Origin of the sequence: Janthinobacterium kumbetense, from assembly GCF_023703445.1 — a bacterium.
GTDB classification, from domain to species: Bacteria; Pseudomonadota; Gammaproteobacteria; order Burkholderiales; family Burkholderiaceae_D; genus Janthinobacterium; species Janthinobacterium kumbetense.
Map to the genome: position 1 here is coordinate 78,584 of NZ_JAMQGR010000004.1, position 25,050 is coordinate 103,633.

Annotated in this window: 25 protein-coding genes; 13 read left to right on the forward strand and 12 right to left on the reverse strand. The window is 62.2% G+C overall.

Annotation, left to right across the window (positions count from 1 at the left end; translation table 11 throughout):
* Window positions 1-127 precede the first annotated feature (127 nt).
* On the forward strand, window positions 128-964 hold the full coding sequence (locus NCG91_RS13985; RefSeq protein WP_251350116.1) for an IclR family transcriptional regulator: 837 nt from the start codon (window positions 128-130) through the stop codon (window positions 962-964).
* Here NCG91_RS13985 and NCG91_RS13990 read toward each other — a convergent pair.
* The 6 genes from NCG91_RS13990 to NCG91_RS14015 form a co-directional block, all read right to left on the reverse strand.
* Complete coding sequence (locus NCG91_RS13990) at window positions 961-2,187, reverse strand: 6-phosphofructokinase (RefSeq protein WP_251350117.1); 1,227 nt, start codon at window positions 2,185-2,187, stop codon at window positions 961-963. The genes NCG91_RS13985 and NCG91_RS13990 overlap by 4 nt on opposite strands.
* Before the next feature lie 33 nt (window positions 2,188-2,220).
* Window positions 2,221-4,242 (reverse strand): alpha/beta hydrolase family protein, encoded by a 2,022-nt coding sequence (locus NCG91_RS13995; protein ID WP_251350118.1) that lies wholly within the window; start codon window positions 4,240-4,242, stop codon window positions 2,221-2,223.
* 154 nt (window positions 4,243-4,396) lie between these two features.
* Window positions 4,397-6,445 (reverse strand): sodium:solute symporter family protein, encoded by a 2,049-nt coding sequence (locus tag NCG91_RS14000; protein ID WP_251350119.1) that lies wholly within the window; start codon window positions 6,443-6,445, stop codon window positions 4,397-4,399.
* Complete coding sequence (locus NCG91_RS14005; protein ID WP_099666354.1) at window positions 6,442-6,756, reverse strand: DUF4212 domain-containing protein; 315 nt, start codon at window positions 6,754-6,756, stop codon at window positions 6,442-6,444. The genes NCG91_RS14000 and NCG91_RS14005 overlap by 4 nt, the downstream gene beginning before the upstream one ends.
* Complete coding sequence (locus NCG91_RS14010; RefSeq protein WP_435526487.1) at window positions 6,749-8,275, reverse strand: sensor histidine kinase; 1,527 nt, start codon at window positions 8,273-8,275, stop codon at window positions 6,749-6,751. The genes NCG91_RS14005 and NCG91_RS14010 overlap by 8 nt, the downstream gene beginning before the upstream one ends.
* 2 nt (window positions 8,276-8,277) lie before the next feature.
* Window positions 8,278-9,012: a response regulator gene (locus NCG91_RS14015; protein WP_251350121.1), complete on the reverse strand. Its 735-nt coding sequence runs from the start codon at window positions 9,010-9,012 to the stop codon at window positions 8,278-8,280.
* Between the two features lie 240 nt (window positions 9,013-9,252).
* Between NCG91_RS14015 and recA the strand changes: the two genes are divergently transcribed.
* The 6 genes from recA (at window position 9,253) to NCG91_RS14045 (ending at window position 14,852) form a co-directional block, all read left to right on the forward strand.
* Window positions 9,253-10,359 (forward strand): recombinase RecA, encoded by a 1,107-nt coding sequence (gene recA / locus NCG91_RS14020; RefSeq protein ID WP_071321836.1) that lies wholly within the window; start codon window positions 9,253-9,255, stop codon window positions 10,357-10,359.
* 138 nt (window positions 10,360-10,497) lie between these two features.
* Window positions 10,498-10,953, forward strand: a complete 456-nt coding sequence (gene recX, locus NCG91_RS14025) for a recombination regulator RecX (protein WP_251350122.1) — start codon at window positions 10,498-10,500, stop codon at window positions 10,951-10,953.
* Between the two features lie 516 nt (window positions 10,954-11,469).
* Entirely contained in the window at window positions 11,470-12,030 is a 561-nt protein-coding gene (locus NCG91_RS14030; RefSeq protein WP_077408684.1) for a DUF2889 domain-containing protein, read from the forward strand.
* A gap of 78 nt (window positions 12,031-12,108) precedes the next feature.
* Entirely contained in the window at window positions 12,109-13,278 is a 1,170-nt protein-coding gene (sucC, locus tag NCG91_RS14035) for an ADP-forming succinate--CoA ligase subunit beta (protein ID WP_034788653.1), read from the forward strand.
* A 13-nt stretch (window positions 13,279-13,291) separates the two neighbouring features.
* The gene (gene sucD / locus NCG91_RS14040) at window positions 13,292-14,173 is read left to right on the forward strand and encodes a succinate--CoA ligase subunit alpha (RefSeq protein WP_034746085.1); all 882 of its coding nucleotides are present in this window, start codon (window positions 13,292-13,294) and stop codon (window positions 14,171-14,173) included.
* Window positions 14,174-14,387: 214 nt separating this feature from the next.
* Complete coding sequence (locus NCG91_RS14045) at window positions 14,388-14,852, forward strand: pilin (RefSeq protein ID WP_251350123.1); 465 nt, start codon at window positions 14,388-14,390, stop codon at window positions 14,850-14,852.
* A gap of 21 nt (window positions 14,853-14,873) precedes the next feature.
* Here NCG91_RS14045 and NCG91_RS14050 read toward each other — a convergent pair whose 3' ends face one another.
* Window positions 14,874-15,596 (reverse strand): flagellar brake protein, encoded by a 723-nt coding sequence (locus NCG91_RS14050; RefSeq protein ID WP_251350124.1) that lies wholly within the window; start codon window positions 15,594-15,596, stop codon window positions 14,874-14,876.
* Between the two features lie 163 nt (window positions 15,597-15,759).
* Between NCG91_RS14050 and NCG91_RS14055 the strand changes: the two genes are divergently transcribed.
* Window positions 15,760-16,137, forward strand: coding sequence for a DUF6713 family protein (locus NCG91_RS14055; RefSeq protein ID WP_354004616.1), 378 nt, complete (start codon window positions 15,760-15,762; stop codon window positions 16,135-16,137).
* Window positions 16,138-16,149: 12 nt separating this feature from the next.
* On the opposite strand, the gene moaC is transcribed toward NCG91_RS14055, so the two are convergent.
* Window positions 16,150-16,656: a cyclic pyranopterin monophosphate synthase MoaC gene (gene moaC / locus NCG91_RS14060; RefSeq protein ID WP_070281683.1), complete on the reverse strand. Its 507-nt coding sequence runs from the start codon at window positions 16,654-16,656 to the stop codon at window positions 16,150-16,152.
* A gap of 196 nt (window positions 16,657-16,852) precedes the next feature.
* Here moaC and NCG91_RS14065 point away from each other — a divergent pair, with 196 nt between their 5' ends.
* A complete protein-coding gene (locus NCG91_RS14065; protein WP_251350126.1) occupies window positions 16,853-18,442 on the forward strand; it encodes a beta-barrel assembly-enhancing protease in 1,590 nt (529 codons plus the stop codon).
* 3 nt (window positions 18,443-18,445) lie between these two features.
* Here NCG91_RS14065 and NCG91_RS14070 read toward each other — a convergent pair whose 3' ends face one another.
* The 4 genes from NCG91_RS14070 to NCG91_RS14085 all read right to left on the reverse strand — a co-directional run bounded on the left by NCG91_RS14070 (window position 18,446) and on the right by NCG91_RS14085 (window position 20,750).
* Window positions 18,446-19,036 carry a DUF2946 family protein gene (locus NCG91_RS14070; RefSeq protein WP_251350127.1) on the reverse strand — a complete coding sequence of 197 codons (591 nt, stop codon included), beginning with the start codon at window positions 19,034-19,036 and terminating at the stop codon, window positions 18,446-18,448.
* A complete protein-coding gene (locus tag NCG91_RS14075) occupies window positions 19,029-20,054 on the reverse strand; it encodes a YheT family hydrolase (protein ID WP_251350128.1) in 1,026 nt (341 codons plus the stop codon). The genes NCG91_RS14070 and NCG91_RS14075 overlap by 8 nt, the downstream gene beginning before the upstream one ends.
* Entirely contained in the window at window positions 20,054-20,479 is a 426-nt protein-coding gene (locus tag NCG91_RS14080; protein ID WP_034780622.1) for a YybH family protein, read from the reverse strand. Before NCG91_RS14080 ends, NCG91_RS14075 begins: the two co-directional genes overlap by 1 nt.
* 76 nt (window positions 20,480-20,555) lie before the next feature.
* Window positions 20,556-20,750, reverse strand: a complete 195-nt coding sequence (locus NCG91_RS14085) for a zinc-finger domain-containing protein (RefSeq protein ID WP_034780619.1) — start codon at window positions 20,748-20,750, stop codon at window positions 20,556-20,558.
* 258 nt (window positions 20,751-21,008) lie between these two features.
* Between NCG91_RS14085 and NCG91_RS14090 the strand changes: the two genes are divergently transcribed.
* From NCG91_RS14090 to pyk, 4 genes are all read left to right on the forward strand, one after another.
* A complete protein-coding gene (locus NCG91_RS14090; protein ID WP_251350129.1) occupies window positions 21,009-21,755 on the forward strand; it encodes an AzlC family ABC transporter permease in 747 nt (248 codons plus the stop codon).
* Entirely contained in the window at window positions 21,748-22,098 is a 351-nt protein-coding gene (locus NCG91_RS14095; RefSeq protein WP_099666364.1) for an AzlD domain-containing protein, read from the forward strand. The genes NCG91_RS14090 and NCG91_RS14095 overlap by 8 nt, the downstream gene beginning before the upstream one ends.
* Before the next feature lie 77 nt (window positions 22,099-22,175).
* Window positions 22,176-23,387 (forward strand): phosphoglycerate kinase, encoded by a 1,212-nt coding sequence (locus tag NCG91_RS14100; protein ID WP_251350130.1) that lies wholly within the window; start codon window positions 22,176-22,178, stop codon window positions 23,385-23,387.
* 113 nt (window positions 23,388-23,500) lie between these two features.
* A complete protein-coding gene (pyk, locus tag NCG91_RS14105; protein WP_099666366.1) occupies window positions 23,501-24,949 on the forward strand; it encodes a pyruvate kinase in 1,449 nt (482 codons plus the stop codon).
* Window positions 24,950-25,050: the final 101 nt, after the last annotated feature.

Sequence of the window (25,050 nt, forward strand, 5' to 3'; positions counted from 1 at the left end):
CGGCGGGCGTTTTTTGCGATACACTGGTCTTTATTGATTATTTTTGGAACGTCTTGTTCCATTTATAAAAGACGTGCAGCACCGGGACAAGCGGAAACAGCCGCATACGCGAGAGGTGAAACAGAACATGCATGATGCGTTTCAAAAACGGCCGGCCGAGGCCGAAGAAGGTAGCCAGGCGGCGCCCAGCACGGCGGCCAGCCATGGTGACGAGGCGCGGGGCTTGCGCGTGCTGCGTCTGATCGAGCACCTGGCCAGCGCCAGCCAGCCCTTGACCCTGTCGCAACTGGCCGCACGCATGCAGGTGCCCAAGGCCAGCATGATGCGCCTGCTCGATACCCTGGAGCAACACGGCTATGTGCTGCGCACGCCCGTGGGACGCGGCTACGTGCCGGGCGCCGCTTCCACCAACCTGGCGCTGGCGACCCTGCGCAACAATGCCCTGATCCGCGTGAGCCGCAGCATCCTGGGCAGCCTGGTGGCGGCCACGGGCGAGACGTGCAATCTGGCGATTCCCGAGGGGAATGCGATCGTCTACGTGGACCGGGTGGAAACGCAGGAACCGTTGCGCCTGCATCTGGTGCTGGGCACGCGCGCGCCCATGCATTGCACGGCGAGCGGAAAATTATTCCTGGCGCACATGAATTTGCTGGAGCGGCGCGAGTTGCTGGCCATGCTGACCCTGCAGGCGCGCACGCCGAAAAGCATCACGGATCCTGTCCTGCTGGAACGCGAGATCGTGCGCATCGCCCGCCTGGGCATCGGCATCGACGACGAGGAATTCGTGCATGGCATGGTGGCCGTGGCCGTGCCCATCTGCGCGGCCGACGGACGCATCGTGGCGGCCGTGGCCTGCCACGCGCCTGTGGCGCGCAAGTCCGTGGAGCAGTTGCTGCAGCACGTACCGCAGCTCAAGGAGGCGGCCGTCAAGCTGCGGCCGCTGCTGCTGGCAGAAAACAGCTAGGGTTTCAAGACCTTCGCCACCTTGGCCGCGCGCAGGCGGAAGGCGTCCGGCATGCCCGAGCCCAGCAGCGGGCGCAGGTACAGCCGGAAAGCATCCGTCACGTCCGTGCCGCTGGCGCTGATGAATTCGTCTTCCATGGTGCGCGTTTTGCCCGCCACATCGGAAAGTGGCAGCAACTCGTAATCGACGGAATAAAAGCCCGTGCGCTTGATGGCGACGGAACCGTCGCGCTCGCCCCACATGGCGAATTGCACGGCCTTTTCGCCCACTTCGCGGGCTTCGCGTTGATCTACATCAGAGACGCAGCCGATGAAGGAGCGCTGCAGATAGCCGAAGGTATCGCCGCGCACGCGCTTGATGCCCAGTTTCGCCTTGATCTCGTCGCACAGCAGGTCGGCCAGCGCGCCCGTGCCCGACAATTGCACGTTGCCGTGCGCATCGCGCTCGACCGCATTGCCCGCCTGTGTGGCCAGCAGGCTGGCGATCGGCTCGCCCGAGGCGTCGTGGATGCCTTCCGACACGGCGATCACGCAGCGGCCATGTTTTTCATACGTGGCCTTCACGTCGGCGAGGAATTGATCCAGCGCAAAGACGCGCTCGGGCAGGTAGATCAGGTGCGGGCCATCGTCGGGGAACTTCTTGCCCAGCGCCGAGGCGGCCGTCAAAAAGCCCGCGTGGCGGCCCATCACCACGCCCACGTACACGCCGGGCAAGGCCGCGTTGTCGAGGTTGGCGCCGGCGAACGCTTGCGCGACGAAGCGCGCGGCCGAGGGAAAACCGGGCGTATGGTCGCTGCCCACCAGATCGTTGTCGATGGTTTTCGGGATGTGGATGCAGCGCAGCGGATAGCCTGCCTTATGCGCTTCCTCGCTGACGATGCGCACCGTGTCGGACGAGTCATTGCCGCCGATGTAAAAGAAATGCTCGATTTCATGCGCGCGCAGCACTTCGAATATCTGCTGGCAGTAGGCGATGTCCGGCTTGTCGCGCGTGGAGCCGAGCGCCGAGGAGGGCGTGGCGGCCACCAGTTCTAGGTTGTGGCTGGTTTCCTGCGTCAGATCGACGAATTCTTCATTGACGATGCCGCGCACGCCATGCAGTGCGCCATACACGCGCGTGACGTGTTGAAAGCGCCGCGATTCGAGCACCACGCCCACCAGCGACTGGTTGATGACGGCGGTGGGGCCGCCCCCTTGGGCGACAAGAATTTTTCCAGACGGCATGGGATTTCCTCGTAAATGGAACGGCCCTCCAGCCTACTCCTTTTTTGCCGGGGCGCTGTCTTTTCCAATATTTCTGTCGAGGAATTGTTCCACGCGCTGCCAGAAATCAACGCGCGTGGCCGCCAAGCCCCAACGGTCGCCTTCGTCGGCGTACAACTGCCAGTCGACGCGCGGATTGTTCTGCTTGAGCTTGTCGCGCAATTGCGTGCCCTGATAGACGGGGACCTTGCTGCCGGCCCCCCCGTAGGCCAACAGCAGGGGCTGCGTCAACTTTTCGGCCTGATACATGGGGGAGTTGGCCTTGAGCAGGGTGGCATCGTGCACGGGATCGCCGATGCGTTGCGGCATGGTGTATTGTCTTGCTTCCTCGCCCATCCGGTGATCGACGCTCCAGTGCTGTGTAAACATTTTCGGCAAGTCGGTGATGCCGCCCCAGCTTACGCCGCAACGGAACAGGTCGCCATCCTTGATCAAGCCCATCAGGGCGGCATACCCGCCATAGGCGCCGCCGCCGATGATGCAGATGCGCTGAGGATCGGCAATGCCTTGTGCGATGGCCCAGCGTGCGCCGTCGGCCAGGTCATCCTGCATGGCCAGACCCCATTGTTTCCAGCCTGCTCGCAAATACTGGTCGCCACGGCCGCCGCTGCCGCGAAATTCGACTTGCAGCACGGCATAGCCGCGCGAAGCGAGAAATTGCCGCTCGCTCATCCAGTACCACAGGCTGCCACGTTCTGCTGGCGCACTGCGCACGAGTAGCAGCATCGGCAGTTTCTTGCCGCCCCCCTTGGGCAAGGTCAGCCAGGCAGGAATCTCCATGCCGTCGCGCGCTCGATATTGCATCAGATCGGTTTGCGCCATGTGCTCAGCATCGATGGCGGGACGGGCGCTGCCGATCTTTTGCAATTGCTGGGTTTGCTTGTTGTAGAGCAGGAAGGCGCTGGGCTGGCGGTCCGAATATGCCGTCACGATGAGCTGTCGGCTGTCTGCCCTGGAGCTGCGTGAGATCAGGTTAATGGTCGCAGGCAATTGCGCGTCGATGTCTTGCTGCACCGCCTTCCAGTCGGCGCTGAACCATTCGGTGGTGGTGGCATCATTGGTGTAGTAGACACCCAGCAAGCGTTTCTGGTCCGTGAGGATGCCGCCATCGAAATCATAGCCAGCCAGCGTCACCAGCGGCTTGCCCGTGACGCGGCCAGCCGCCAGGTCATAGGCATACAGGGCGCGCGTGTCGGCGCCGTTGCGGCTGCTGACATACAAGATGCCATCGGGACCGAATTCCAGCGGCGTAATGGCGTGAGGTTCGCTGTCGTAGGCATCCTGGCTGGCGATGACACGCCAGCGTTGCTCGCCCTGTTCAAGGTAGTAGAACGTCTTGCGCCGGTCCTCGACAGCCGTAGCCAGGCGTGGTTTGCCGTGCTGGTCGAGCAGCCAGTGAAGCACGCCTTTGGCGGGGGGCGCCACTTTTTCCCATTGCTGGGTAGTGGTATCGAGGCGCAGCAAGTCGAATTGTCCGACCCTCGCCGTATTCTCATTGCGCTCCTTGAACACGACGGCTTTCTGGACATAAATGACATCGGAATCCTGGGTACCGGACTGGTCCAGCAGATACACGGAGGACGGTAACTTCCTGGACGCAAAGCGCGGGTCATCCGGGATATCATCCATGGAAGCCAATTGGCGGTAATTGCTGCCATCGCGGTCGACGACGAACATGCCCGGCGCATATTTGCGCTGGCCATCGGCCACCTGCGAGTCCCTGGTATCGAATACCAGCCGCTTGGCATTGACCCATGCCACGTTGCCGATGTCGCGGTCGCTGAAGCTGGCAACGACCTTGACTTCCTGGCTGGCTACATCGAGCACGGTCAGGCGCCGGCGCCGGTTGTCGCCCATCAGCAAGATGGCGACCGCGTTGCCGTCAGGCGACAGCGTGACACTGCTGATCTGATCTTCGTCAAAGAAGGCGGTGGCGCCGATGCCTGACGGGACGATAGCTTTGGTGCTGGCGGCTGCCGTTTGGGCGAGTGCCGGCGGCGATACGATCGCCAGCAACAGGCAGGCCATTGCGGCGCGGGTGAGTGTTGCACCGCTTGCCAAAGTAATGTTGCTGGGTGTCATTCCGCCTCCAAAAAATAGTAAATAAGATATCTATTTATGCACTATTTCTTGAAGGTATCATTGTTTGTACGTTTCAACCAGCAAGGTGCTATTCCGGCGCCCGGATGTGTTCGACCAGCCCCGTGCTACGGCGTCCTGGCGCCGGCGTCAGCCAGCTGACCAGCACGGCGGCGGCCAGGCCGGCCGGCACGCCAAAGATGCCGGCGGAAATGGGCGCGATATGAAACCATTGACCGCTGGCATTACCGCCCAGCATGGTGCTCGTGTGCAGCATGTAATACAGGCACACGCCAAAGCCCGCCAGCATGCCGGCCAGCGCGCCCTGGTGGTTGGCGCGTTTCCAGAACACGCCCAGCACCAACGGCGGAAACAGGGTCGAGGCGGCCAGGGAAAAGGCCACGCCCACGAGCGACAAAATGTCCGCCGGCTTTTGCGAGGCCGCATAGGCGGCGATGAAGGCCACGGCCAGCAGCAGCAATTTTGAAATCGTCACGCGCTTTTGCGTCGAGGCCGTGGGATCGACGACCTTGTAATAAATGTCGTGCGACAGGGCGTTGGAGATGGCCAGCAGCAAGCCATCGGCCGTCGACAGGGCGGCAGCCAGGCCGCCGGCCGCCACCAGGCCGGAAATCACATAGGGCAGGCCGGCGATCTCGGGCGTGGCCAGCACCAGCACGTCGGCGTCGATGGAAATTTCCGCCAGCTGCACGATGCCGTCGCGGTTGACGTCGACGATGCTGATCAGGGGACTGAGCTTGTCCACGTTGGCCCAGTAGGACACCCAGGTGGGCAGGTTCGCGTATTGCGTGCCCACCAGCGCCGAGTAAATATCGTATTTGACCAGCACGGCCAGTGCGGGAATCGTGAGGTAGATCAACAAGATGAAGAACAGTGTCCAGAAGACGGATACGCGCGTTTCGTGCACGGACGGCGTGGTGTACGATCGCATCAGGATGTGGGGCAGGGCGGCCGTGCCCAGCATCATGCAGAACACGAGGGCCAGGAAATTGTTGCGCTTGATGTCGGATTGTTCCCGGTCGGCGGCGGGAAACGGCTGCGCGTGCGGAATGATCGGCTCGGCGCGTTTCTGGTTTTGCGCCTGTGCCGCCTGCCACAGCACGCGTGCCTCGTCCGGACTTTTCGGATAGGCGATCAGGTAGCGCTCCGCGTTGCGGATGTCGAACAGCGAAGCATTGCGCTGGCGCAAACTATCGAGCTGGCGCTGGGCCGTCAGATGGCCTTGTTCCCAGGAAGCGGGCAAGCCATCAATGCGCGCCTGGTAGCTTTGCGCGCGCTGGCGGAAGATGGCGCGCACTTCGTTTTCTTTCGGGTCCGTTTCCAGCACGTGTTCGCGCGCGCTCAGTTGCGGCAGCACCTTGCCGTAGGCGATCTGCGGCACGGGATTGTCCGCATGCTTGACCGACAGCCACATGGCGGGAATCAGAAAGGCGACGAGGATGATGATGTACTGCGCCACCTGCGTCCAGGTGATGGCGCGCATGCCGCCCAGAAAGGAGCAGACGAGGATGCTGGCCAGGCCCAGGAAGATGCCGACGGAAAAATCCACGCCCGTGAAGCGCGAGGCGATCAGTCCGACGGCATAGATCTGCGCCACCACATACGTAAACGAGACGATGATGGTGGCGGCCACGGCCACCACGCGCACGCTGGCGCCCCGTTTGTCGGTGCCGCTGCCGTAGCGGGCGGCGAGGAAATCGGGAATCGTGTACTGGCTGAACTTGCGCAGATAGGGCGCGATCAGCAGGGCCACCAGGCAATAGCCGCCCGTCCAGCCCATGATGAAGGCCAGGCCGTCGAAGCCGTTCAGGTACAGGCCGCCGGCCAGGCTGATGAAGCTGGCCGCCGAAATCCAGTCGGCGGCCGTGGCCATGCCGTTGAACATGGCCGGCACCCGGCGCCCCGCCACATAGTATTCGGTGACGTTCGAGGTGCGGCTGATGACGCCGATGGTGGCGTACAGGGTGATGGTGACGAGCATGAACAGGTAGCCGATCCACGCGCGCGGCATGCCTTCCTGTTCCAGTACCGACAGGGCCAGCAGGAAGGCGGCGAAACCGGCGGTAAACAGCAGGTAGTAGCGGCACAGGCGCGCAAAGAAGCTGCGTTGGCCGCTCATGCTTGCTCCTCGGCATGAAACGCCCGGTCGAGGCGCCGCATGCGCCAGGCATACAAGGCGATGATGGCCAGGTACACGAGCGAGGCGCCCTGGGCCGCCATATAAAAGGGCAGCGGCCAGCCGAACAGATTCAAATGTAACAGTTCGCGCGCATAGAACACGGTCAGGAAGCCCGTCAGCAGCCAGACCAGCAGCAGGATGGCCGTCAGGCGCCGCGTCTTGCGCCAGTGCACATCGAGGCGCGCCTGCAGCTCGGGGCTGGGCGTGCGCGCCGGCCGCGCGGGGGGAGCGGGTGGGCTCGGCTTATCCATACGTGACGTCATCCTCTTCTGGCGCGTCCGGCAACAGCAGGGCGATGCTCAGGCGCAGCAGGGTGCCCGGCAGTTTCGGCGACTGCGCGCGCGGATTGTTAAAAATATCGACTTCGGCGCCATGCTGCTGGGCAATTTCGCGCACGATGGCCAGGCCCAGGCCGCTACCGTCGACATTGCTGCCGAGAATGCGGTAAAAGCGTTCGAACACGTGCGCCCGCTCCGCCTGCGGTATGCCGGGGCCCGTATCTTCCACTTCCAGGATGGCCAGTTCCAGGGTGCTGCGCACGCGCACCGTGACGCTGCCGCCAGCCGGCGTGTAGCGCAAGGCATTGTCGATCAGGTTGCTCAGCAGTTCGCGCAGCATCATGGCATTGCCGGAGATCAAGATCGAATACGCGGGCTGCTCGAAGCCCAGGTCGATATGCTGGGCAAACGAGGCTTGCACCCAGTCTTGCACCACGCCGCGCGCCAGTTCGCTCAGCTCGATCGGCTCGAACGCCGTGCCCGCCTGCGGCTGGTTTTCCGCGCGCGCCAGGGCCAGCAACTGGTTCACCAGGCGCGTGGCCGCTTCCGAACTTTTCGCCAGTTGCAGCAGCGAGCGGTGGATTTCGTCGTGGTCGGTCTGGCGCAGGGCCAGCTCGGATTGCATGCGCATGCCGGCGAGCGGCGTCTTCATCTGGTGCGCGGCATCGGCGATGAAGCGCTTCTGCATGTCGATCGACAGCGACAGCCGCGCCAGCATCTCGTTGAGCGAACCGACCAGCGGCGTGATTTCTTCGGGCACCTGGCCCGATTCGATGGGCGATAAATCGTCGGGTGGGCGGGCGCGTATGCGTTCCTGCAATTGCGCCAGCGGCGACAGGCCGCGCGCCAGGGCAAACCAGACCAGGGCCAGGATCACGGGCAGGATGATGAACTGCGGCAAAATCACGCCCTTGATGATTTCATTGGCCAGCTGGGCGCGCTTTTCCAGGGTTTCCGCCACTTGCACCAGCGCGCGGCTGGGTTCATCGTCGTTGCCGGAAGGAATGTCGAGATAGCTGAACGCCACGCGCACGGGCGTGCCGTGGATGGTGTCGTTGCGAAACAGCACCATGCCGCTGCGGTATTTGTCGGGGTCTTGCGGCGGCGGCAGATCGCGGTCGCCGTTCAGGTATTCGCCGCGCGAGCCCACCACCAGGTAATACAGGGTGTCGACATCGTCGCCGCGCAGGAAGTCGCGGCCCTTGCCGTTTTTGTCCGGCACGTGGCGCAGCATCGCGCCATCGGCTTGCTTGACCTGTTGCGTCAGCACCGTCACGCTGTCTTCCAGCGCATGGTCGAACGGTTGATTGGCGATGCTCTTGGCCACCAGATAGGTGATGGCGATGCTCATCGGCCACAGCAGCAGCAAGGGCGCCAGCATCCAGTCGAGGATTTCGCCGAACAGCGAATGCTCGATGGTGTCATCCTGCTCCGTGGTGGGCGGCTCGAACCAGTCGTCGTCGTCCGCCTCGTCCACCGGCGCCTCGCGCACCTTCACTTGCTGGCGGATCCGCTGGCCGGGCTTGCCGATTCGCCCGCTTCGGCGTTCAGGCGCGCCGCTTCCGAGTATTTTTCCAGGCAGTATCCGAGGCCGCGCACGGTGGCGATGCGCACGCCGCCCACTTCGATCTTCTTGCGCAAGCGGTGGACATACACTTCGATGGCGTTGTTCGACACTTCCTCGCCCCATTCGCACAGGTGGTCGACCAGTTGCTCTTTTGAAACGAGGCGGCCCGTGCGGCCCAGCAGGATTTCCAGCAAGCCCAGTTCGCGCGCCGACAGGTCGAGCATCTGGTCGTTGATGTAGGCGCTGCGCCCCACCTGGTCGTAGCTGAGGGGGCCGTGCTTGATGATGGTGGCGCCGCCGCCGGCGCCGCGGCGGGTCAGGGCGCGCACTCTTGCCTCCAGTTCCGACAAGGCGAACGGCTTGGCCATATAATCGTCGGCACCGAGGTCGAGGCCATTCACGCGTTGCTCGATGGAATCGGCGGCCGTCAGGATCAGCACGGGCAGCAGCGAGGCGCGCGCGCGCAGGCGGCGCAGCACTTCCAGCCCGGACATCTTGGGCAAGCCCAGGTCGAGGATCAGCAAGTCGAATTCCTGGGTGGACAGGGCCGTATCGGCCTCTTGCCCGGTCTTGACGTAATCGATCGCATAACCGGACTGGCGCAGCGAGCGGGTCAGGCCATCGGCCAGCACGCTGTCATCTTCGGCAAGTAAAATACGCATGGTGCACTTCCTATGCTTGCGACGGTAGAAGCTTGTATTGTGTTTCATTTTCCGCAAGGTGGCGAATTTTTGTGAAAAACAGGGTTGTATTGATCTGTTTCAAAACAAATCCACGTTCCGCTTGCATTGATCACTGTTTTTTTATACAGTACTGTCTGTGTAAAGAATTTAACCCACTGGCGCTATCGCAGGCCGACCGATTCACGTGAATCGTCGACTGTAGAACGGCTGAAAGAACATATGGACGATAAAAAAGCTGTAGTACCCGCATCGGAAAAAGCCAAGGCGCTCGCCGCCGCACTGGCGCAGATCGAGAAGCAGTTTGGCAAAGGTTCGGTCATGCGCATGGATGCCAGCGCACCGATCGAAGAAGTGCAAGTCGTGTCGACCGGTTCGCTCGGCCTCGATATCGCGCTGGGCGTGGGCGGCTTGCCGCGCGGCCGCGTGGTGGAAATCTACGGTCCGGAATCGTCGGGTAAAACCACCCTGACCCTGCAAACCATTGCTGAAATGCAAAAACTGGGCGGCACCTGCGCCTTTATCGATGCCGAGCACGCGCTCGACGTCGGTTACGCGCAAAAGCTGGGCGTGAACCTGCATGAATTACTGATCTCGCAACCGGATACGGGCGAGCAGGCGCTGGAAATCTGCGACGCCCTCGTGCGTTCGGGCAGCGTCGACCTCGTCGTCATCGACTCCGTGGCCGCACTGACGCCACGCGCCGAGATCGAAGGCGACATGGGTGATTCCCTGCCAGGCTTGCAAGCCCGTTTGATGTCGCAAGCCCTGCGCAAGCTGACCGGCTCCATCAACCGCACGAATACCCTGGTCATCTTCATCAACCAGATCCGCATGAAGATCGGCGTGATGTTCGGCAGCCCGGAAACGACCACCGGCGGCAATGCACTGAAATTCTACGCCTCCGTGCGCCTGGATATTCGCCGTACCGGCTCGATCAAGTCCGGCGATGAAGTGATCGGCAACGAAACCAAGGTCAAGGTTGTCAAGAACAAGATCGCGCCGCCGTTCAAGGAAGCGCACTTCGACATCCTGTACGGCGCCGGCACCTCGCGCGAAGGCGAAATCCTGGACCTGGGTTCGGATGCCAAGATCGTGGAAAAATCCGGTTCGTGGTACAGCTACAACGGCGAACGCATCGGCCAGGGCAAGGACAACGCCCGCGCCTTCCTGCAAGAGCGTCCGGCGCTGGCCCGCGAGATCGAAAACAAGGTCCGCGCTTCGCTGGGCGTGCGCGAACTGCCGCCGCTGGCTGCTGAAAAGCCGGAAAAAGCGGATAAAGCTGCCGACAAGGCTGCCAAGGCTGCGGAAGCCAAGGCCGCCGAGTAAGCGACAGTGGCGGGGCCCGCCTGGCCCGCCGGCGGCAGCTTGCCGCACAAAAAAGTTCTACAATGATTGCCGCCCTGCGCCTGTGCGCCTGGCGGCAATTGTGTTTACAGTCCGGTGTGGTAAAGATGGGATACGGGTATGGCAGGGGTACAACTAAGCCTGAAGGGCAGGGCGCTACGCTTTCTGTCGATGCGCGAACATAGCCGCATGGAATTGCGGCGCAAGCTGCAGCGCCATGCGCAGGAGGGCGACGATGTGGAAGCCTTGCTCGACAGCCTGGAGCAAGCCAACTGGCTGTCGCAGGAGCGTTTTTCCGAGTCGCTGATCCATCGCCGCTCGGCCCGCTTTGGCAATAGCCGCATCATGGCGGAATTGCAAAGCCATGGCATTGGGGGCGAGGCGTTGCAGGAACTCAAGGCGGGCCTGGCCGAAGGGGAAGTGGCGCGCGCCTGCGAAGTGTGGCGCCGCAAATTTGGTGCAGTGGCGCAGGATGCCGAGCAGCGCAACAAGCAGATGCGCTTCCTGATGCAGCGCGGCTTTTCCCAGCGCGCCGTACAAGCGGCCTTGAAGGGGCGGGAGCCCGAGGACGACTAGGCGGCTGGCGCGCTTCTGCGAGCTTTCGTGCCGTGCCGGCCGGCCCGCTCTGGCCGCGCTGTGTTCCATCTACAACAGTCCGCACGATGCCTTGCTTGCGTGCGCGGGCCAGCCGGCCTTGCTGTTTGTCCATGTTTTCTTTGCAGGATTCTGCTTCTGTCATCGCCCTGTCAAGTCAGCGGCGTATTGTTGCGCTGCACGTCGTGAGCGCTGCCTGCGCCGTGCGATCTCGGCGCGGTGGCGGCAACTGGATGCTGTTCGCGGCCCCGGGTGCGCATATCTATCATCACTGAATGTGATAACAGCGTAAATTTCCATGTGCTTTCTTTATACTTTGAAATGTTTTTATCGAAGCAATGAAAAATTATGTTGCGGCGCAACCAGCGCCCAGTGTGCTACACTTTTAGGGTTTTTGCGGCGCCGCAGGTGCGGTTGCTGTTCGTAGAAGCTGCGAACAGAGTGCTTTAGGCACATGGCTGCTTACTAAATTATGGCCGCGCAAGCGGCATCGGTCTTATGCCCCTGTCAACTCCCGTATCCCGGCGCGCCCTCCGGCACTCCCGCGTTATCGACGTCCAAGCGTATGTGCGCGACGACGGCCTGTGGGATATTGACGCCCGTATCACCGATATCAAAAGCTACGACGCGACCCTGGCCTCCGGCCCCCGTCCCGCCGGCTCCCCCCTGCATGACCTCCACTTACGCATTACCGTCGATCGCGAACTGACCATCGTCGAGGCCGAAGCCGCCTCCGATGCCGTGCCCTATCCCGGTTTTTGCGATACCATCGGCCCCGCTTACAGAGCGCTGATCGGTCTGAATTTATTGAAGAATTTCCGCCGCGACTTGAAACAGCGCCTGGCGGGAATCGCCGGCTGTACCCATTTGACCGAACTGGCGCAAGTCTTGCCGACTGCGACGGTTCAGGCATTTGCCGGCGATGTCTGGTCGACCCGTGACGGTGCGAATGCTGACTTGTCGCATGAAAAGCCGTTTCAACTCGACAAATGCCACGCCCTGCGCACCGATGGCGGGGCGGTTGCACAGTATTACCCGCGCTGGGTAGCCAAAGCGTGACCCCGGCGCTCTGTTTTTCCTGTTTTTTTTGCACCACTAACCGTATTTTTACACATCAGTATCAGAAGGGAAGCCAGCATGAAAATCCATGAGTATCAAGCCAAAGAAATCCTCCGGCAATTCGGAGTGACGGTACCACGCGGTATTCCGTGCATGTCCGTCGAAGAAGCCGTCAAGGCTGCGGAAACCCTGGGCGGCCCGGTGTGGGTTGTCAAGGCGCAGATCCACGCAGGTGGCCGCGGCAAGGGCGGCGGCGTGAAAGTGGCAAAATCGATGGAACAGGTCAAGGAATACGCTGACCAGATCATGGGCATGCAGCTGATCACGCATCAGACCAGCGCCGAAGGCCAGAAAGTCAACCGCCTGCTGGTGGAAGAAGGCGCCGACATCAAGCAAGAACTGTACGTTTCGCTGGTCACCGACCGCGTCACCCAGAAAATCGTCCTGATGGCGTCGTCCGAAGGCGGCATGGACATCGAAGAAGTGGCCGAGAGCCACCCAGAGAAGATCCACCACGTCACCATCGAGCCGAGCGTTGGCCTGACCGATGCCCAGGCAGACGACATCGCGACCAAAATCGGCGTGCCTGCCGGTTCCATCGTCGACGCCCGCGTCAACCTGCAAGGCCTGTACAAAGCATACTGGGAAACCGATTGCTCGCTGGCCGAAATCAATCCGCTGATCGTCACCGGCAGCGGCAAAGTCATCGCCCTGGACGCCAAGTTCAACTTTGACCCGAACGCCCTGTTCCGTCACCCGGAAATCATCGCCCTGCGCGACTTGGACGAAGAAGATCCGGCTGAAATCGAAGCGTCGAAATTCGACCTGGCCTACATCTCGCTCGACGGCAACATCGGTTGCCTGGTGAACGGCGCCGGCCTGGCCATGGCCACCATGGACACGATCAAACTGTTCGGCGGCGAGCCAGCCAACTTCCTGGACGTCGGCGGCGGCGCCACGGCAGAAAAAGTGACCGAAGCGTTCAAGATCATGCTGAAAAACCCAGGCCTGAAAGCCATCCTGGTGAACATTTTCGGCGGCATCATGCGTTGCGACGTGATCGCCGAAGGCGTTATCGCCGCGGTGAAAGCCGTTTCGCTGAACGTACCGCTGGTGGTGCGCATGAAGGGCACCAACGAAGACCTGGGCAAAAAGATGCTGGCCGATTCCGGTCTGCCTATCATCGCAGCCGACACCATGGAAGATGCAGCCAAGAGCGTCGTTGCCGCCGCTGCCGGTCAAGCTTAATTAAGGAATCAACATGTCCATTCTGATCAATAAAGATACCAAAGTTGTTACCCAAGGGATCACCGGCAAGACCGGCCAGTTCCACACCCGCGGTTGCCGCGACTACGCGAACGGCAAAGCTGCCTTCGTGGCAGGCGTGAACCCGAAGAAAGCCGGCGAAGATTTCGAAGGCATTCCTATTTTCGCTAACGTTACCGAAGCGAAAAAAGAAACCGGCGCCAACGTTTCCGTCATCTACGTGCCGCCAGCAGGCGCGGCAGCGGCGATCTGGGAAGCTGTCGAAGCTGAAATGGATCTGGCCATTTGCATCACCGAAGGCATTCCTGTCCGCGACATGATGGCTTTGAAAGACCGCATGGCCAAAGCCAACAGCAAAACCTTGCTGCTGGGCCCTAACTGCCCAGGCTTGATCACGCCAGACGAAATCAAGATCGGCATCATGCCAGGCCACATCCATAAAAAGGGCCGTATCGGCGTGGTTTCGCGTTCGGGCACCCTGACCTATGAAGCAGTGGGTCAGCTGACCGCACTGGGCCTGGGCCAATCGTCGGCAGTCGGCATCGGCGGCGACCCGATCAACGGTCTGAAGCACATCGACATCATGAAGATGTTCAATGACGATCCAGATACCGACGCGGTCATCATGATCGGCGAAATCGGTGGTCCAGACGAAGCCAACGCGGCTTATTGGATCAAAGACAACATGAAAAAACCGGTCGTTGGCTTCATCGCCGGCGTAACGGCTCCTCCAGGCAAGCGCATGGGTCACGCCGGCGCGCTGATCTCGGGCGGTGCCGATACGGCACAAGCCAAGCTGGAAATCATGGAAGCTTGCGGCATCACCGTCACCAAAAACCCGTCGGAAATGGCGCGTCTGCTGAAAGCCATGCTGTAATTCCAGCCCGGTCACCGCAGTACAAAAAAGGAGCTTCGGCTCCTTTTTTTTTGTCCGCAAGACGGGCCGCATCCCGGCCCGGGACGACGGCGCTGGTCCGAACCGGCCCAAATGTGTCGCTTTTTTTTCCACGTGCATCGCCGCTGCCCGGGCGCGCCGCTGGCATGGCGCTTGCACCATGCACGGCGTGAGCAATGCACAATGGGAGGATACGATGCGCGCGCAAAGCGGATTTACCCTGATAGAACTGATGATCGTGGTGGCCATCGCCGGCATCCTGGCGGCCGTGGCCATTCCCCAGTATGGCGACTACACGATGCGGGCCAAGGTCAGCAATGTGCTGGCGGCCGCTGCGCCGCTGAAGACTGCCGTGGCCCTGTGCGTGCAGGAAAACGGCGGGCTGGCTACCGCCTGCAGCACGCCCACCCAGGCCGTGCCCAGCGCCATCCCCGTGTTCAGTGCCACGCGCGAAGTGGCCAGCGCCACAGTGGACAAGGGCGATATCGTGCTGACCCTGGCGGCCGACCTGGGCACGGGTATCGGTGGACAAACCGTGACGATGACCATGAAGCCGGGCACGAGCAGCCTGACCTGGTTCAACAGCACCACCGTGACGAATGCGGCAGCGAAGGAAGCGATTACCAAAAACAACATTCCCAACGTGACGCCGACCCTGTAAGCAAGGCTTGCCGGCAGGGTGTCAGACGATTTTTTGCCGGTCCGCGATCAGCGCTTCATAGGTGAGGTTTTGCAGCAAGGTGTAGTGGGTCGGTTCCAGGTCGATGAATTGCACGCCATATGTATAGATTTCCGCCACCTCGGCGGCGTGGCCATTCGACGGCTTGCCCACGCTGACATTCTGGATGCGCGCGCGCGTGTTGACGCGCATCTGATGCTTGTTCGGCTGCACCAGCAGGGTAAAACTGAGGGCAACGCCGTCGTCGTCCGGCGTGAGCATGCTGGGCGCCTCGATCAGCGCGCCCGAAACGCTGAGGTTGACGATGAACACGGGCACGGCCGCCACATCGCGGTAGCTGAGCTGCGCCGGGATGTCCACTTTGACGCGCATCGCCGTGCGCAGGCTGGTGCCCTGGATGGCGTCGGGAAAGCTCAGGTGGACATAATTGAGCGGACGGCCAAAGATGCGCAGCACGCTGCAGGAAAACGAACACACGGTGACGCCGGAAAACACGCGGATGGTCAGCTTGTCGCCCTCGTTGAGCATGATGGCGGCGCCGTTTTCCATGGGAATCTTGACGATCAGGTACTCATCTTTCACATAGCCGATCAGGGTCGAGAAATGCTGGATGGGTTTGATGGTGCGGTGCGTGATGAACTGGATGCGTCCACCCACCTGCAGATTCATGGCCTCGAATTCGAAGTCCTGGAGCTTGCTTTCCGCGGCGGGCTTGTTGCTAGTCATGCGATGCTCATCTGGATATGGACGACTCGCAGTATGCATGATTTCTTGATGAAAAAGCATTTATATCAATGAAATTCATATTGGCATCGAAAAATGCCATGCACGCGTGCCGGTGCAGGACTCAGGCTTTACAATTGCATCAATATTGACGAATGTAAATCTTATGCCGCGAAGCTACTTCTGGACCATGTTGTTCTTGATCCTGCATCAAATCGACGCTGCCTACTGGAAAGAGTGGGAGATGTTTCATGTGCCGGGCGGCGTGCAGGGTTTTCTGGTGTTTAACCTGGCGGCGATTGCCCTGGTGCTGGCCGGTTACCGGCATGTGCTGCTGGCCACCCCGCAGGCGACCCTGTATGCGGGCATCTGCGCCGCGCTGGGCGTGGGAACGTGTTTGATCCACGCCGGCTTCGCGCTGGCAGGGCAGGAACAGTTCCACTTGCCCCTATCCGTGGCCATCATCGTGCTGTGCCTGGCATGCGCCGTGTGGCTGTTGCGCGATTTGCGCCGCGTCAAGGTGACGCGGCCAGTGCCCGCCTGAAGCGGTGGCGTCTTACACCTCGGCGTGCCAATCGCCCGACTTGCCGCCATGCTTTTCCAGCACGCGCACGTTCGTCATGACCATGCCCCGGTCGACGGCCTTGCACATGTCGTAGATCGTCAGCAAGCCGATCTGCACGGAAGTGAGCGCTTCCATTTCCACGCCCGTCTTGCCCGTCGTGTCGACTTGGGCGCGGCAGTGCACGCTGTTGGCCGCCTCGTCCACTTCAAAATCGACGGTGACGCGCGTGAGGGCCAGCGGGTGGCACAGGGGAATCAGGTCGCTGGTGCGCTTGGCGCCCATGATGGCGGCGATGCGGGCGATGCCCAGCACGTCGCCTTTCTTGGCGGTGCCGGAAATAATCAAGGCCAAGGTGGCGGGCTGCATGCGGATGGTGCCGGCGGCCACGGCGCTGCGGCGCGTGTCTTCCTTGCTGCCCACGTCGACCATATGGGCCTGGCCCGTGGCGTCGAAATGGGTCAGTTCCCCGGCGGGGGCTTGCTTGTCTGCTGTTGTCATGGCGTCAAAATAGGTGAGGAGTGGGGGCGCGGCACGCCTGGCCACGACGTCATGCCGCTGGCATGGCGCATGCTTGTTGCGTGGGAATGGGCGCCGCGAACAAGGTATGATAGCACCCGTGAATTCAAAAACTCTTCTTCCGATCGTCCTTGAAAACGCCGGCGCGGCATGGCTGCGCAGCTCCCGGTGCGCGTCGGTGCTGGCTGCATTGTGGCTGGCGGCACCCTGTGCGCTGGCGCAAACCTATACCTCCGCGCCTGCGGCGCCGGTTGCCAGCGTGGCGGCCAAGCCGGCCGGCAGCTGGACGCCGCTGGCCGTGCCGCCGGCGCCGAATCTGCCGAACCTGGGCGACACCTCGCGCGAAGACCTGTCGCCGGCGATGGAGCGCAAGATTGGTGAGGAAATCATGCGCGGCATCCGCGGCGACCGCGACTACCTCGACGACGCGCCCTTGCTGGAATACCTGAACACCTTCGGCAACGCCCTCGTGGCGGCGCGCCCCAGCGTGCGCGGCGAAACGAATTACGACTATTTTTTCTTTGCCGTGCGCGATCCCCAGTTGAACGCGTTTGCCTTGCCGGGCGGCTTCATCGGCGTGCACTCGGCCCTGGTGCTGGCGGCGCAAACGGAGGCGGAACTGGCTTCCGTGCTGTCGCACGAGATCGGCCATGTGGCACAGCGCCATATCGCGCGCATGCTGGGCCAGCAGCGCCAGGATGCCCTGATGCCGCTGGCGGCCATGTTGCTGGCGGTGCTCGCTTCGCGTGCGGGCGGCGACGTGGCCATGGGCGTGTTTGCCGCCGGCCAGGGCCTGGCCATCCAGCGCCAGCTCAATTTCGGCCGCGACGCCGAACGCGAGGCGGACCGCATCGGTTTCCAGATCATGGGCGAAGCCGGTTTCGACACCACCGGCATGGTGGCCTTTTTCGGCCGTATGCAGGCGGCCAGCCGTTCGTACAGCGACCTGATGCCCGCCTATCTGCAGACCCACCCGCTGACGACCGAACGCATCGCCGACATCCAGGCGCGCATCCGTGAGCAGCCGTACAAGCAGCGTGCCGACAGCCTGAGTTTCCACCTGGCCCGGGCCCGTGCCCGCGTGCTGCAGGATGAAAGCGTGCAAGGCTTGTTGAACGCCAAGGCTCTCTTCAAGACGCAGCTGGAACAGCAAAGCCGTTTCCAGGTGACGGCCGCCCATTACGGCCTGTCTTTCGTTGCCGTCAAGCAGGGCAAGCCTGCGGAAGCGCAAAAGGAACTCGATGCGGCCAATGCGGCCCTGCACCAGCCGGCCGCGCCGAATGTGTTGACGTCGGGCGGCACGCAGGGCCCCAATTCGCTGCTGGCGGCAATGGGGCTGGAAGTGCTGTTGATGCCGGCGCAAAAGAAGGAAGTGGCGCAGCAAGCCCTGAAGGCGGCGGACGCTGCGCGCCAGCAGTTTCCCCTGTCGCGCGGCATTGCCCACCAGTATGCGGAAGCGCTGATGGCTGCCGGCAAGCTGGAGCAATCCACGCTGTATTTGCGCGAGCAGGTGCAGCTCTACAAGGAAGAACCGGAACTGTATGATTTACTGGCGAAAGCCTATGCGGACCAGGGCAAGATGACCTTGCAGCACATGGCGCTGGCCGAATCCTACGTGCTGCAGGGCGCCACCATGGCCGCGCTGGACCAGCTGACGATTGCCCGCAAGTCGACGGACGCGACCTTTTATGACCAGGCCGTGATCGATGCGCGCGAGCGCGAATTGCAGGAAAAACGCCGCGAACAGATCAAGGACCAGAAGGGTTAGCGCTTACCCGGCTTGCGGCGCCTGCTGGAAGCCGAAGGTTTGCGCTACGCCGGCATAGGCCAGCGGCTGCACGGCAATCTCCTTGCCGGCATGCAATATGGTCAGCTTGCCCCGCTGTTCTTCCAGCCACGCCAGCAAGGCGTCGTCGCCGGCTTGCCGGCCGTCGATGCGCAGCGCGGGCAGCACCTGGGCCATGTCGCGGTCATCCACCTGCGCGACGATGTCGCCGTGGCGCAAGATCAGTGCGCCGTTATCGCACCAATACGCTTGCTCGATCTGTTCCAGCGGCGCACCCGTCTGCAAGACAAAACCGTGCTGCGGGTCGCTGCGGGCGATGTAGGGCGTCGCTTCCAGATTCACATACACGCGCTGCGGGCCATTCTGGAAAAACCAGCAACCGCGTTCGTCCTGGGCGTAATTGCGGTTGATAAAGCTCAACAGGGCGGCGTGGGCGATCTTGTCGCCCGGCAATTTTTGCAGTTGCGCCTGCTGGTCGCGCATGCGCCAGTGGCCGCGCGCGTCCAGGCCCAGCCAGCCGTAGCAGTGGGGCACGTTCGGCCATTTGGCCAGGGCCTGCTTGACGAGTTCATCCATGTTTAGCGTTTTCCGTGTGAGTGCGCGCATCGCCAGCGTGACAGGTTTGCGGCGCCGATGGCGCCGTGTTGCCGCCTTCAAAAAAATGCATCAGGCGCTGCGGCAGCCAGCGTGTGCTTCCCGGCAATTTGCCTGCCGCAAAGCCGACGTGGCCGCCGTGGCGCGGATACTCGAGGGTGACCGTCGGCGCGGCGCTGCGCGGCAGGAAGCGTCCGGGCAGGAAAGGATCATTTTGCGCATTCAGTACCAGGGTCGGCACGGTGATGTCCGGCAAGACGTGCTTGGCGCTGGCGCGGTGCCAGTAATCGTCGGCATCACGGTAGCCGTGCAGGGGCGCCGTGACGACGTCGTCGAAGGCGTGCAGGTCGCGCGCGGCCAGCATGGCGTCGCGCGCAAACAGGCCGGGAAACTGTTCCAGCTTGGCCAGGCATTTCGGTTTCAAGGTGTTCAGGAACATGCGCGTGTAGAGCCGGTTGGCGCCGGAAGACAGGGCCTTGCCCCCTTGCGCCAGATCAAGGGGGGCGGACACGGCCGCTGCCGCATCGACGAAATCGGCCTGGTGCTGCGACTGGCCCAGCCAGCACAGCAGGGCATTGCCGCCCAGCGAGACGCCGGCCGCGTAAAACTTGCCCGTGGCGCGCGGGCGCAATGTGCGCACGACCCAGTCCACTTCCTGCGCATCGCCCGAGTGGTAGAAGCGCGGCGCCAGGTTGGCTTCGCCCGAGCAGCCGCGAAAATGCGGCACGGCGCCCGACCAGCCGCGCGCGGCCACTTCGGCCATCAGGGCGCGCGCGTAATGGCTGTTCGACGAGCCTTCCAGGCCGTGGAACAGCACCACGAAGGGCTGGCCTGGCTGACCGTCGACCAGGTCGACGTCGACGAAGTCGCCATCGGGCGCTTGCCAGCGTTCGCGGCGGAAAGCCACTGCCGGCTTGGCGAGGCACACGGCCGGATAAATCGTCTGCGCGTGGCCGCCAGGCAGCCAGAGCGGGGCAGTATAGGAAAGAGACAAAGACATCAGTGCAGGATCTGCGCCCCCGTGGCGTCTGCCGGCGCGCCGCCCGGCGCGATGGAGGCATGGTGCAGCACGATGCGCCAGCCGCGCGGCGTTTTCACGTACACATTCGTTGCCAGCAGATGCGCCGGACCGCCTTCTTCCTGGGTGACGCCTTCGATCACCGTGTGCACCGAACTCATCAGGTTGTGCGTTTCATGCAGCTGCGCCGGCACGATGTGCAGGCCGCCGCCCGCCAGGATGGTTTCCCACGAGGCGCGGATGGCGGCATGGCCGATCAGGCGCGCGCCGCCCGGGTGGATGCAGACGATCTCTTCATCGTCGGCCCACAGCGCCATCAGCGCTTCGAGGTCGGCGCGGTGCAAGGCATCGTAGAACGCCGCCTCGACTTCCGCGGCGCTGCCATTGAGTTCTTTCAGACGTTTCATGACGACTCCGGGCTGGTCGGTATAACTTGATACAAATAAAAACGGCGCGCTGGTGGCGCGCCGCTGGGCAGTTTTTTTAATGGTGGCCGGCGCTGGCGCCTTCCTTCAGGGTGTAGGCCGTGCCGCAGTACGGGCACTTGGCGATACCGTCCTTGTTGAATTCCAGGAACACACGCGGATGCGACGACCACAGCGGCATGGCCGGGTTAGGGCAGTGGGCTGGCAGGTCTTTACTGTCGAGTTCGACCGCTGGCTGGGTGGTTTTTGTCATCTTGTCATGCTCCGTGAGGCTGTATGGAAGGAAGTCGGCTGCTGCCAAAACCACGATTTTAACGGATTCAGGCAGACAGCAAAAATCATGGCTAAAATGGCGGCTCGATCATCTTCGGCTGCGGCGCGGGTTTTTACGGAAATATGGCAGCTGCAGCGCCACACTGACTGGATTTGCCTTGCCGGTATCGCCGTTGTCCCCCTTGTCGCCACGCACCATTGTTGTGCAGTTACCACACCCAGCCTGCCGGGGGCTCGCATGAACATCCGCGTGAACGCCGTCCAGGCCACCAGCGACGATGCCCTGCTGAAAGATGCCTGGCGCGCCGGCCTGAACCTGGGTGCGCCCACCCTGCTGGGCATCGCCGCCTGGGGCATGGTGGTGGGCGTGGCCATGGTGAAAAGCGGCTTGACGGTGGCGCAGGCGGGGGCCATGACCCTGTTTGTCTTTGCCGGCTCGGCCCAGCTCGCGTCCTTGCCGCTGCTGGCCGCGCAGGCACCCGTGTGGGTGATCTTCGCCACGGCCCTCGTCGTCAATTTGCGTTTTGTCATCTTTTCTGTGCTGCTGGCGCCCCATTTTTCCCATCTGCCGTGGCGCCAGCGCTTTGGGCTTGGCTATGTGGCGGGCGACATTACAGTGGGCCTGTTCCTGCAGCGCTATCCGCACGAAACGCCGGACCCGGCCAAGCTGCCTTTCCTGAAAGGCTTGATTTACCCCAACTGGCTGGCCTGGCAAATCGGTTCCTTCATCGGTATCGTGCTGGGCGCCGTCGTGCCGGCCGAATGGGGGCTGGGTTTTGCCGGCACCCTGGCGATCCTGTGCGTGACCGTGCCGTTGATCCTCAGCCGCGCCGCCCTGTGCGGCGTGCTGGTGGCGGGTGCTGTGGCCGTGCTGGCCTACGGCCTGCCGTATAAATTGGGCTTGCTGGTGGCCGTGCTGGTGGGCATGGTCAGCGCCATGGCCGTGGAAGAATTGACAGAAAAATGGACAAAACGCCATGTTTGACGGCATAGACTGGGGCAGGGCGGATGTGTGGATCGCCATCGCCGTGCTGGTGGTGGCGACGGCCGCCACGCGCAGCACCTTCTGGCTGATCGGCCATCACATCACCATTCCGCGCCGCGTGGGCGAGATGTTGCGCTATGCGCCGGCCTGCGCGCTGGCCGCCATCATCGCACCCGACATGCTGATGGAGGGGCAGCAAGTGCACTTCGAATTGTCGAATTTGAAACTCTTGTCCGGTATTGCCGCCACGCTCTTTTTCGTGATCCGCCGCAATATGCTGCAAACCATCGTGTTTGGCATGCTGGTTTTCACGGGCTTGCGACTGTTGCACGTTTTTCAGTAAAGCAGGACAAATCGGGGATTTGCTCTGGTCATTGCGGTAAAATAGCGCACTTCCTTCCACTCGTCATCTGGATCGCCATGTCAGCTGTTCTCAACTTCATCCGTCTGCAAGATTTGATCGCCCAAAATGCACTGCAAGGCAAGCGCGTGTTTATCCGCGCCGACCTGAACGTCCCGCAAGATGACAGTGGCAAGATCACCGAAGATACGCGCATCCGCGCCTCGGTGCCGGCCATCCGCGCCGCGCTGGACGCTGGCGCCGCCGTCATGGTGACGTCGCACCTGGGCCGCCCGACGGAAGGCGAGTTCAAGCCTGCCGACAGCCTGGCGCCCGTGGCGGCCCGCCTGTCCGAGCTGCTGGGCCAGGAAGTTGCATTGAAACAAAATTGGGTCGATGGCGCCGGCCTGGACAACCTGGCTGCCGGCCAGGTCGTTCTGCTGGAAAACGTGCGCGTCAACAAGGGCGAAAAGAAAAACAGCGATGAGCTGGCGCAAAAAATGGCCAAATTGTGCGATATCTACGTCAATGACGCGTTCGGCACGGCTCACCGCGCCGAAGCGTCCACGCACGGCATCGCCAAGTTCGCGCCCGTCGCCTGCGCCGGCCCGCTGCTGGCCGCCGAGCTCGATGCATTGGGCAAGGCGCTGCACGCGCCGGCCCGTCCGCTGCTGGCCATTGTTGCTGGTTCGAAAGTATCGAGCAAGCTGACCATCCTGAAAGCCCTGTCCGACAAGGTCGATAACCTGATCGTCGGCGGCGGCATCGCCAACACCTTCATGAAGGCCGTCGGCTTGAATGTCGGCAAGTCGCTGGTGGAAGCGGAACTCGTCGAGGAAGCGAAAGCCATCATCGACATCATGGCCAAGCGCGGCGCGCAAGTGCCGATTCCCGTCGATGTCGTGTGCGCCAAGGAATTCTCGCCAACGGCCGTTGCCACCGTCAAGGACGTGGCCGACGTGGCGGACGACGACATGATCCTCGATATCGGCCCGAAAACGGCGGCCCTGCTGGCGCAGCAAATCGGCGCCGCCGGCACCATCGTGTGGAACGGCCCCGTCGGCGTGTTCGAATTCGACCAGTTCGGCAACGGCACCAAGACCCTGGCCCTGGCCATTGCCGATTCGAAAGCTTTCTCGATCGCTGGCGGTGGCGACACCCTGGCGGCGATTGCCAAATACGACATTACCGATAAAATCAGCTATATCTCGACGGGCGGCGGCGCTTTCCTGGAGTTCCTGGAAGGCAAGACTTTACCCGCCGTTGAAATCCTGATGCAGCGCGCCGCTTAAGGCGCTGCCGTCAGCAATTCAGTACCAAGCGCAGCCTGACCGCTGCGCTTTTACCTTGCCGGGCGGTTCAGCCGCCAGGTCTTGCTCACCTTCGCTCGCGCACAAGGACTCCTATGCCACGCGGTACAAAAATCGTAGCAACAATCGGCCCCGCTTCCACCGACTTCGATATCCTGGTGAAGATGATACGTGCGGGCGTCGACGTGGTGCGTTTGAATTTTTCCCACGGCAAGGCGCAAGACCATATCGACCGCGCGGCGCTGGTGCGCCTGGCGGCGGCCGAGTGCGGGCGCGAAGTGGCCATCATGGCCGACATGCAAGGGCCGAAGATTCGCGTCGGCAAGTTTGAAAATTCCCGCATCCAGCTCGAAGCGGGCGACAAGTTCATCCTCGACGCCAAGTGGGGCGAAAACGGCGAACTGGGCAACCAGGAGCGTGTCGGCCTCGACTACAAGGCCCTGCCGCGCGACTTGCACAAGGGCGACGTGCTGCTGCTGAACGACGGCCTCATCGTGCTGATCGTCGAGCGCATCCACGGCAGCGAAATCCACACCACCGTCAAGATTGGCGGCGAGTTGTCGAATAACAAGGGTATCAATCGCCAGGGCGGCGGCCTGTCCGCGCCCGCGCTGACGGCCAAGGATATGGAAGATATCAAGACGGCCATGAGTTTCCAGGCCGACTATCTGGCTATTTCCTTCCCGAAATGTGCGACCGACATGGAAATGGCGCGCCAGCTGGCCAATATCGCCGGCGAACCGTACCACCACAAGCCGATGATGATCGCCAAGATCGAGCGCGCGGAAGCCATTCCTGCTCTGCAAGAGATTCTCGACGCGTCCGACGGCATCATGGTGGCGCGCGGCGACCTGGCGGTCGAGGTGGGCAACGCGGCCGTGCCGGCCTTGCAGAAACGCATGATCAAGATGGCGCGCGCGTCGAACAAGATTGCCATCACGGCAACACAGATGATGGAATCGATGATCGTCAACGCCGTGCCGACCCGCGCGGAAGTGTCCGACGTGGCCAATGCCGTGCTCGATGGCACGGACGCCGTCATGACGTCGGCCGAGACGGCCTCGGGCAAGTACCCGATCGAGACGGTGGAAATGATGGCCGCCATCTGCGTGGAAGCGGAACAGTCCGAATACAACAAGCTCGATGCCGATTTCCTCAACGTCACGTTTACCCGCATCGACCAGTCGATCGCCTACGGCGCGCTGTTCACCGCCCATCACTTGCGCGTCAAAGCCATCGTGGCGCTGACGGAATCCGGTTCCACCGCCTTGTGGATGAGCCGCCACAGTATCGACACGCCGATCTACGCGCTCACGCCCAGTGTCACCACTTTGCGCAAAGCCGCGCTGTACCGCAATGTTCGGGCGTATCATCTGATGCAGAACGCCCCCAGCGCGCAAGTGCTGAAGCAGGCGGAAGAGCTGCTGGTGGCGCAGGGCATCGTCCGCAAGGGCGACATGATCGTCGTCACCTGGGGCGAGCCGATGGGGCAGGTGGGCGGCACGAATGCCTTGAAGATTGTGAAGGTAGGCGAATTCGAGTAAAAACTGCCCAGGGCGTTGTTGCATTGCCTAGTCGTACTAGTTGTACTGCCTTCGGCAACGCGCCTAGCCCTGAGCAGTTTGTTGGACGTTCTAATTTAGTT

What these genes read in the sequence shown, in the direction of transcription:
- NCG91_RS13985 (WP_251350116.1), top strand. Translation starts at nt 128, where the DNA reads ATGCATGATGCGTTTCAAAAACGGCCGGCCGAGGCCGAAGAAGGTAGC.
- NCG91_RS13990 (WP_251350117.1), bottom strand. Translation starts at nt 2,187, where the DNA reads ATGCCGTCTGGAAAAATTCTTGTCGCCCAAGGGGGCGGCCCCACCGCC.
- NCG91_RS14000 (WP_251350119.1), bottom strand. Translation starts at nt 6,445, where the DNA reads ATGAGCGGCCAACGCAGCTTCTTTGCGCGCCTGTGCCGCTACTACCTG.
- NCG91_RS14005 (WP_099666354.1), bottom strand. Translation starts at nt 6,756, where the DNA reads ATGGATAAGCCGAGCCCACCCGCTCCCCCCGCGCGGCCGGCGCGCACG.
- NCG91_RS14015 (WP_251350121.1), bottom strand. Translation starts at nt 9,012, where the DNA reads ATGCGTATTTTACTTGCCGAAGATGACAGCGTGCTGGCCGATGGCCTG.
- recA (WP_071321836.1), top strand. Translation starts at nt 9,253, where the DNA reads ATGGACGATAAAAAAGCTGTAGTACCCGCATCGGAAAAAGCCAAGGCG.
- recX (WP_251350122.1), top strand. Translation starts at nt 10,498, where the DNA reads ATGGCAGGGGTACAACTAAGCCTGAAGGGCAGGGCGCTACGCTTTCTG.
- NCG91_RS14030 (WP_077408684.1), top strand. Translation starts at nt 11,470, where the DNA reads ATGCCCCTGTCAACTCCCGTATCCCGGCGCGCCCTCCGGCACTCCCGC.
- sucC (WP_034788653.1), top strand. Translation starts at nt 12,109, where the DNA reads ATGAAAATCCATGAGTATCAAGCCAAAGAAATCCTCCGGCAATTCGGA.
- sucD (WP_034746085.1), top strand. Translation starts at nt 13,292, where the DNA reads ATGTCCATTCTGATCAATAAAGATACCAAAGTTGTTACCCAAGGGATC.
- NCG91_RS14045 (WP_251350123.1), top strand. Translation starts at nt 14,388, where the DNA reads ATGCGCGCGCAAAGCGGATTTACCCTGATAGAACTGATGATCGTGGTG.
- NCG91_RS14050 (WP_251350124.1), bottom strand. Translation starts at nt 15,596, where the DNA reads ATGACTAGCAACAAGCCCGCCGCGGAAAGCAAGCTCCAGGACTTCGAA.
- NCG91_RS14055 (WP_354004616.1), top strand. Translation starts at nt 15,760, where the DNA reads ATGCCGCGAAGCTACTTCTGGACCATGTTGTTCTTGATCCTGCATCAA.
- moaC (WP_070281683.1), bottom strand. Translation starts at nt 16,656, where the DNA reads ATGACAACAGCAGACAAGCAAGCCCCCGCCGGGGAACTGACCCATTTC.
- NCG91_RS14070 (WP_251350127.1), bottom strand. Translation starts at nt 19,036, where the DNA reads ATGGATGAACTCGTCAAGCAGGCCCTGGCCAAATGGCCGAACGTGCCC.
- NCG91_RS14075 (WP_251350128.1), bottom strand. Translation starts at nt 20,054, where the DNA reads ATGTCTTTGTCTCTTTCCTATACTGCCCCGCTCTGGCTGCCTGGCGGC.
- NCG91_RS14080 (WP_034780622.1), bottom strand. Translation starts at nt 20,479, where the DNA reads ATGAAACGTCTGAAAGAACTCAATGGCAGCGCCGCGGAAGTCGAGGCG.
- NCG91_RS14085 (WP_034780619.1), bottom strand. Translation starts at nt 20,750, where the DNA reads ATGACAAAAACCACCCAGCCAGCGGTCGAACTCGACAGTAAAGACCTG.
- NCG91_RS14090 (WP_251350129.1), top strand. Translation starts at nt 21,009, where the DNA reads ATGAACATCCGCGTGAACGCCGTCCAGGCCACCAGCGACGATGCCCTG.
- NCG91_RS14095 (WP_099666364.1), top strand. Translation starts at nt 21,748, where the DNA reads ATGTTTGACGGCATAGACTGGGGCAGGGCGGATGTGTGGATCGCCATC.
- NCG91_RS14100 (WP_251350130.1), top strand. Translation starts at nt 22,176, where the DNA reads ATGTCAGCTGTTCTCAACTTCATCCGTCTGCAAGATTTGATCGCCCAA.
- pyk (WP_099666366.1), top strand. Translation starts at nt 23,501, where the DNA reads ATGCCACGCGGTACAAAAATCGTAGCAACAATCGGCCCCGCTTCCACC.